This is a genomic window from Dialister succinatiphilus YIT 11850, from assembly GCF_000242435.1.
Taxonomy (GTDB): Bacteria; Bacillota; Negativicutes; order Veillonellales; family Dialisteraceae; genus Dialister; species Dialister succinatiphilus.
Genome location: NZ_JH591189.1, coordinates 234,274 through 241,234 on the forward strand (window position 1 = coordinate 234,274; position 6,961 = coordinate 241,234).

At 52.3% G+C, this 6,961-nt stretch carries 4 protein-coding genes; 3 read left to right on the plus strand and 1 reads right to left on the minus strand.

Annotation, left to right across the window (positions count from 1 at the left end; all coding sequences use genetic code 11):
* The first annotated feature begins 12 nt into the window (after positions 1-12).
* The 3 genes from secD to HMPREF9453_RS09940 all read left to right on the plus strand — a co-directional run bounded on the left by secD (position 13) and on the right by HMPREF9453_RS09940 (position 5,370).
* Positions 13-1,236 (plus strand): protein translocase subunit SecD, encoded by a 1,224-nt coding sequence (gene secD / locus HMPREF9453_RS09930; protein WP_040380652.1) that lies wholly within the window; start codon positions 13-15, stop codon positions 1,234-1,236.
* A complete protein-coding gene (gene secF, locus HMPREF9453_RS09935) occupies positions 1,236-2,162 on the plus strand; it encodes a protein translocase subunit SecF (protein ID WP_008860433.1) in 927 nt (308 codons plus the stop codon). Before secD ends, secF begins: the two co-directional genes overlap by 1 nt.
* A 148-nt stretch (positions 2,163-2,310) precedes the next feature.
* Entirely contained in the window at positions 2,311-5,370 is a 3,060-nt protein-coding gene (locus HMPREF9453_RS09940) for a leucine-rich repeat protein (RefSeq protein WP_008860434.1), read from the plus strand.
* 147 nt (positions 5,371-5,517) lie between these two features.
* On the opposite strand, the gene HMPREF9453_RS09945 is transcribed toward HMPREF9453_RS09940, so the two are convergent.
* The gene (locus tag HMPREF9453_RS09945) at positions 5,518-6,489 is read right to left on the minus strand and encodes an NAD(P)-dependent oxidoreductase (protein WP_008860435.1); all 972 of its coding nucleotides are present in this window, start codon (positions 6,487-6,489) and stop codon (positions 5,518-5,520) included.
* Between the last annotated feature and the right edge of the window lie 472 nt (positions 6,490-6,961).

Below are 6,961 nucleotides of genomic sequence, written 5' to 3' on the forward strand. Positions count from 1 at the left end.
AGGAAAAGCCCCCTGAGAAAGGGAGCTCTCATCCGATTCTGGGTGGTGATCCTGGTCATTATCGGTGCCTTTGCTGCCGCTGTGGGACCGCTGGCCGGCCATATCCGGCAGGGGCTGGATCTGCAGGGCGGTACCCATATCGTCATGCAGGCGGAAGATACGCCGCAGAACAAAGTCACCCCCGAGGCGATTACCCAGGTCATTAATATCATGCAGAAGCGTGTCAATGAAATGGGTCTCACCGAACCGATTATCCAGCGGGAAGGGGCCAACCGTATCATTATCGAACTTCCTGGTGAACGGGATCCCCAGAAAGCCATCGAAACCATCGGTAAGACGGCAGTCCTCGAATTCAAGGATGAGGAAGGCAATGTCAAGCTGACCGGTGAAGATCTGAAGAACGCCAAGGAAGAAATGGGTCAGAACAAGCAGCCTCTGGTAGCACTGCAGTTCACCGATGAAGGGGGCAAAAAATTCGGCGACCTCACGGCTGCCAATATTGGCCGCCACATCGGGATTTACCTGGATGGCGAACTTTTGACCAATCCGGTGGTTAATGAAGCCATTACCGGCGGCTCTGCCGTCATTACCGGCCAGCGCACCCTGGAAGAAGCCAAAGATCTGGCCATCCTCCTTCGAAGCGGCGCCCTTCCGGTGAAAGTTTCTGTACTGGAAGTCAGAACCGTAGGTCCTTCCCTGGGCCAGGACTCCAAGGACAAGTCCGTGGTAGCCTTTACCATCGGTATTTCCCTGGTAGTACTCTTCATGATGGCGGTTTACCGCATGGCAGGCTTTGTGGCTGATACGGCACTTCTGGTCTATGTGCTCATCCTTCTGGGCGTGCTGAATATCCTTCACGCCACCCTGACACTCCCCAGTATCGCCGGCGTCATCCTGTCAGTAGGGATGGCGGTGGACGCCAACGTCCTTATTTTTGAACGATTCAAGGAAGAAATCGCGGCGGGCAAAATCCTTCGTCTGGCGGTGCAGGCCGGTTTCAAGCGGGCCTTTGTCACCATTTTCGATGCGAATATGACCGTCATCATTACCTCCTGCATCCTCTTCTTCCTGGGCAGTGCTACGGTGAAGGGCTTCGCCTTCTCCCTGGGCCTTGGCGTGGCAGTTTCCATGTTCACCGCCATTACCGTGAGCCGTACCCTCCTGATGCTCCTTATTGATGCCAGCTGGATTCATAATCCCTGGTGGTTCGGCGGGAAAAGGGGGTATGACAGATAATGTTTAAGAATTTCGATTTTATCGGCCATAAGAAGATCTGGTTCACCTTCTCGGGAATCATGATCATCCTCTCCATCATTTCCATCATCCTGTTCCGCTTCAACTGGGGCATTGACTTCACCGGCGGCACCATTCTGGAACTGGGCTTTGACAAGAATGTCACCGTAGAAGAAGTACGTGACGGACTTCGAGAAGACGGACTCCAGACAGCCACCATCCAGCTTTCCGGCAATATGTCCGGTGAGACCAGCAATGATGTGATCATCCGTACCAGAAACCTGTCCTCTGAAGAGGCACAGACCGTGGTAGGTCATGTGAAGGATAAAGTAGGCAGCGGCGACGTGAAGCGTATCGAAACGGTAGGTGCCGTCATCGGTTCCGAAGTAACCAGAAGCACCCTGCTGAACGTGCTCATTTCCTTCGGTGCCATGATTCTCTACATGTCCATCCGCTTTGAACATAGAATCGCTATCTCCGCCATTGTGGCCATCTGCCATGATATCCTCATGGTACTGGGAGTCTTTGCCTTCTTCCATCTGGAAGTGGACGCCTCCTTCCTGGCCGCCATCCTTACGGTTCTTGGCTACTCCATGAACGAATCGGTCGTTATTTTCGACCGCATCCGTGAAAACCTTCACACCCACAGAAGGACCGACAGCTTTGCCACTCTGGCCAATGATTCCATTCACCAGACCATCCGCCGTTCCCTCTATACATTGACCACCACCCTCTTCTGCGTAGCATCCCTTTACTTCTTCGGCGGGGATACTACAAAGAACTTTGCCCTGGTCATGCTCATCGGCTTCATCTCCGGTGCCTATTCCTCCATCTGCGTGGCATCCAGTATCTGGGTCACCTGGCATGAACACCTTCACAGCCAGAGAAATGAACCTCACGCAGTGAAAGCGAAAAAGGCAAAAGCCTGATAGGCACTAAAAAAAGACTTCCCCCTGGGGGAGGTCTTTTTTGGTGGGGAGGAGAGTGAAGATATATTCCCGGTCTATCATGTGACATACCCTGCCTTGCGTAGTACAATAAAATACAAGAAACCTTTGATTGAATAGGAGGATTGCCATGTTTTGCATGAACTGCGGAAAACCGCTGCCTGATGGTTCGAAATTCTGCCCCCACTGCGGGACGCCGGTGATTTCTTCCGAAGGAAAGGGCTCATCGGAAGAGGGGCCTTCTTTGGATGATCTCTTGAAGAAGGTAGATGAGAAGAAGGAAGAAAAAATCTATCCTATTTTCTGCTCTCCCCATGACGACAGTGAATCGCTCCGTCCTTTCCATGACGGAGAAAGGGGAGTCTATGCTTTTGACATGGACGGCTGCCATTTTGAATACGATGAGCGGCAGGTGGGATTTTTCCGTCTGTTTAAGGTTATGATGGCTGAAGCAAAAACTCCGGCAGAACTCAAGCGTATTTACCTGGGCGAAGGTGATGTGAAGGGGCTTCTTCAATTTGTTTCCGATGAAAAGGCGGTGAAGGAGCTCTTTGGAAGCCTCTTGAAAAAGGAATCGTCCCTCCTCATGGGCCGCGGCATTTACGGTTTGGAATTTCAAAACTTTATGACCCGGGATACGAAGGAAGGAGCCCCTTCTGCGCTGGATGCCTGGCAGGACTTCATCGAATTCCTTCTGGAAAAGGTGGGCCGGATTACAGGCAGCGCCGAGGCGGCCAGAAAATATAGGGAACTCCGCAAGGAGTATAGAGGCCGCATTATAGGCGGCGGCTTCGGTATCGGCGGCGCCATTGAAGGCATGATTACCGCCGGCATTGCCAATCTGGTCATTGGCGCCGGCCACAGTCTCTTCAATGCCATAGGCAATGCCTTTACAAACAGCCAGGAAAGGCAGGAGCTGGAGAAACTTTTTCAATCAGAGGACCTCATGAAGTCCTTTATGAATGCCTATCAAAGGGCAGCGGGATGCCTGGTGATGGATGCAGCGGACCGGCTGAACCTGCTTCCGCTGGACAAGAAGGACGTGAGAGTGCCGGAGAGGATTCTTTCTGCCATCCAAAACGGAGAGCTGGAGAAGGGCCGCCGAAAGGATGGGGCTGCTTATGCCCTGGCCCATAATCCCTGCAGCATGCTTTCCTATAAGCTTTTCTATGCCTTTGGCAGGGACCAAAAGGGTACCGCTGACCGTATTGCCGAGGCCTTCGGCCTTGGGGGAGCATTGGAAAAGGTGAAGTATGAACTTTCCATGGCAGTGCTTTCATCCTATGAAAAACAGAGGGGCCTTCCGCTGCCTTCCCTCTTGCAGCGGATAAAGGAAGGGGGGACGGCGCTTGACGAGATCATGGATCGGGAACTTCTTCCAAAGGCAGGAGATATTGCTGCGGCCATGGAAGGCGTGGAAACAAGATTTCCCTATGACCTTATGGATGAATTAAAGAAGGAAACAGAAGAAATCGTCATTCAAAAGGGACAATCCCGGAATATGGGAGAAGATGGCACCATTCCCTCCTTCTATTTCTATCACCGGGACGATGAATCCATTACGCTCCCGGAAGGGGTGACGGCCCTTTCCGACTACGCCTTCTGCTACTGCAGGAACCTTAAGGAAATCAGACTGCCAAAGAGCCTTAGAACCATCGGCAGGCATGCTTTTTACAGGCTGCCTTCTTTGAAGGTACTGTCCATCCCTTCCTCTGTATCGGTGTATCCCCTTTCTGCGGCAGAGGGAAACATGGTGGTGGAGCTTTCGCCGGATACCATGGTGGAAGACGATGAGGACCGTGAATCTCCCGTGCGGCTGGACATCCCTCTTTCCGGCAAGGCCTATGAATATATGAAGGAAAGAGACCTTTTAGACAGCCATACCACCATTCTTACGAAGGCAGGTGCAGGGGATATCATTTCCGCAAAAGAACACCCGGGCCTTCCGGTGGAATACAGGCGGCTCCTTCCGGATATTTCAAAGCTCCTGGAGGAAGACAATGATCGCTTTCCTGAAGTCATCCACATTCCGGAAAAGGGAGAAGGAGCAGCTCCCTATAGAAAGCTGGACTGCAGCGCCTTCATCAAAGCGCCCATCTGCTATCTTCACCTGAAAGGAGATATCAAAGAAATCGGGGAGTCCTGTTTCCAAAAATCTACAGTGTACCAGATAAAGGCAGACGAGGGACTTGAATCCATAGGGGCCCATGCCTTTGAAGGGCTGCTTTACTTTGCCAAGGCAGAGCTGCCCCGAAGCCTTTCCTATGTGGGAGACCATGCCTTTGCCCACTGCCGGGACCTTCATTTCATGGAGCTCCTTCAGCAGGACTGCCGTATCGGAGAGGGAGTCTTTGAAGGTGATGAAATCACGGTGTGCTGCCTGCCGGGAAGTTCCTGGGAAGTTTACTGCCGGGAAAACCATATTCCCTATTTCCTGAAGGGAGAGAAGTCGCCTCTCATGAGGAAAGTGAAAGACGAGCAGCTGAAGCGGAAGTACTGGGCTGAAAATCACTGGCACATTTACGACAATTCCAAATACTACAGCCACGACGGGTTTATGGATGATTTCAAGCGCACCGCTCCTTCTACCAGCAGCATCCGGGGCATTCCGGTGGACAGCAGGGGAAGGGAAAAAGAGGACAATGGCGAAAGAATTTATTTCATCAGAGTCCAGGCGGAAAAGAACGGAGACTATGACCGGGAGGCCATGGCCCGTGCCATCATGGCAGATCCCCGCCGTCCGGCATATACATCGGCCGACGGAAAACGGCATATCCTCATCTATCCCTGGACCATGACCTTCAACAATTACATCTGCACCGACACCTACAATCACGCCACCCTTCTCTACGTAAACGGCGGCAGGGATATTGAATACATCGGCGAATATGCCTTTGCCTCCTCCGAACTCATCGCCTTCTACGGCGAAAAGGTGAGGGAAGTGTGGGCCGGTGCTTTTAAGGACTGCCGGGCCCTGACCTATGTGGAACTGGGAAATAACCTGTTCCGGCTGGAAGACGAAGCCTTCGCCGACTGCCCGAACCTTCGGACCATCACCCTTCCCTCAAACCTTCGGGAAATAGGGAAAGATGTATTCAAAAATACGCCGGTCACTGTGAAATGCGAAAGGGACAGCAACGCCTATACCTACTGCATGGAAAACGGGATTCCCGTGGAATGCTGGGACTAGGGAAGCGCTGATTAAAATCACTTCCCTGAAAATGGCTGAAAAAGCAGGTCTCTCCGAAAGGAGGGACCTGCTTTTTCAGGAAAAGATTCCGAAGAATCTCAAATCTCAAATCTCAAATCTCAAATCTCAAACCTCAAACCTCAAACCTCAAGCTTCATACTCCTTCCTGTTCACCTTTCCCTTCACCGGTTTTCCATCCAAGAAAGCGCGGATGTTATGGAGGGCATTCATGAGGGCTTCCCGGTGGGCGGTGCTGCTCATTTCTGCATTGTGGGCGCTGCCGATGACGTTGGGATAGGTGAGGAGGGGATCGCCGTCCTTTGGATAGGCTTCGTTTTCTTCCCACCATACGTCCATGGCCACATGGAAGCGGGGATTGTTTTTTACCTTGTCCAGCAGGGCTTCCCGGTCAATGAGCTGGGCCCGGGCCACGTCTACCAACAGGCTGTCCTCTTTCATGAGGGAAAGGATGTGTCTGCTGATGAGGCCTTCCGTTTCTTTGGTGAAGGGCAGGGCCAGCACCAGTACGTCCGCTTCCTTCACCGCTTCTTCCAGCTGGTCCATGGTGTAGGCTTTGTGGAGAAGAGGGGACTTTGGCAGGTGGCGGGAAATGGCGGTGAGGCGGCAGTGGAAGGGGGGAAGCACTTCCGCCAGGGCTTGTCCGATGCCGCCGAAGCCTGCAATGAGCACGGTCTGTTCAGAAAGGAGCTTCTGGTGGTAGCCCAGGATATGGAATTTCCCCTGCTGCAGGTCATAGAGCTGTTCCCGGAGGCAGCGGTTCAGGGCGATGATCATGCCGCAGGCAGATTCTGCAATACCCCGGGCCCAGCCGCCGGAGTTGCAGTAAAGGCGGATATCCTTCGGCAGTTTTTTGAAATCCAGGTGGTCCACGCCGGTTCTGGTGGTCTGCACCATGGCTGGTTTGGCAAGAAGGGGGATTTCCTCTTTCCTGATATCGCCTACAATATTTCTGGAAAGCACCACATCTGCCTTTTCCAGAGCCTTTTTCCGCTTCTCTTCATCCAGCTCTTCCAGCCAGAACAGGGCGGCATCGGGGAAGAGGGCTTGGACATCTTTTTCATAGGTTTCTTTGATGGGCGGGGCAATGACAATATTCATAGTTTTTCTCCTTTGTTTACAGGAATCCTTTGGATGGAGCAGGCTGCTGCAGAAAGAAAGGAAAGAAGGCGGGGCTTGTTCTTCCACTGGAGGGGCCAGGCTTACTTCTCTTTACCTGCTCTGCTGCAGGCTGGGAAAGCTCCTGATTTTCTTTATTATAAGATGATTCTTCTCCGGCGGAAAGGGGCAGGGAAGGCGGGAAGAGAGAAGATTTTCATGATGGAAACTCAAACTTCGCAGGTAAAAATCCCCTGCACCCCTTGAAAGTCCAGGCTTTGTAAACAGAAAAATAGCATGAGTCTTGCCAGTTTGGTATAATTATGTTGGCTCAAAAACATACCAAGCACCGGAGGCTCATGCTATGAAAAGTATATCACAAACCACCCAGCAGATGGAATCCATCTCGAAGAAAACTTCGGCGTTCTTCCGTCGTTATCATGTCGGCCAGATTCTGCGCGCGGCCAACGCTTGC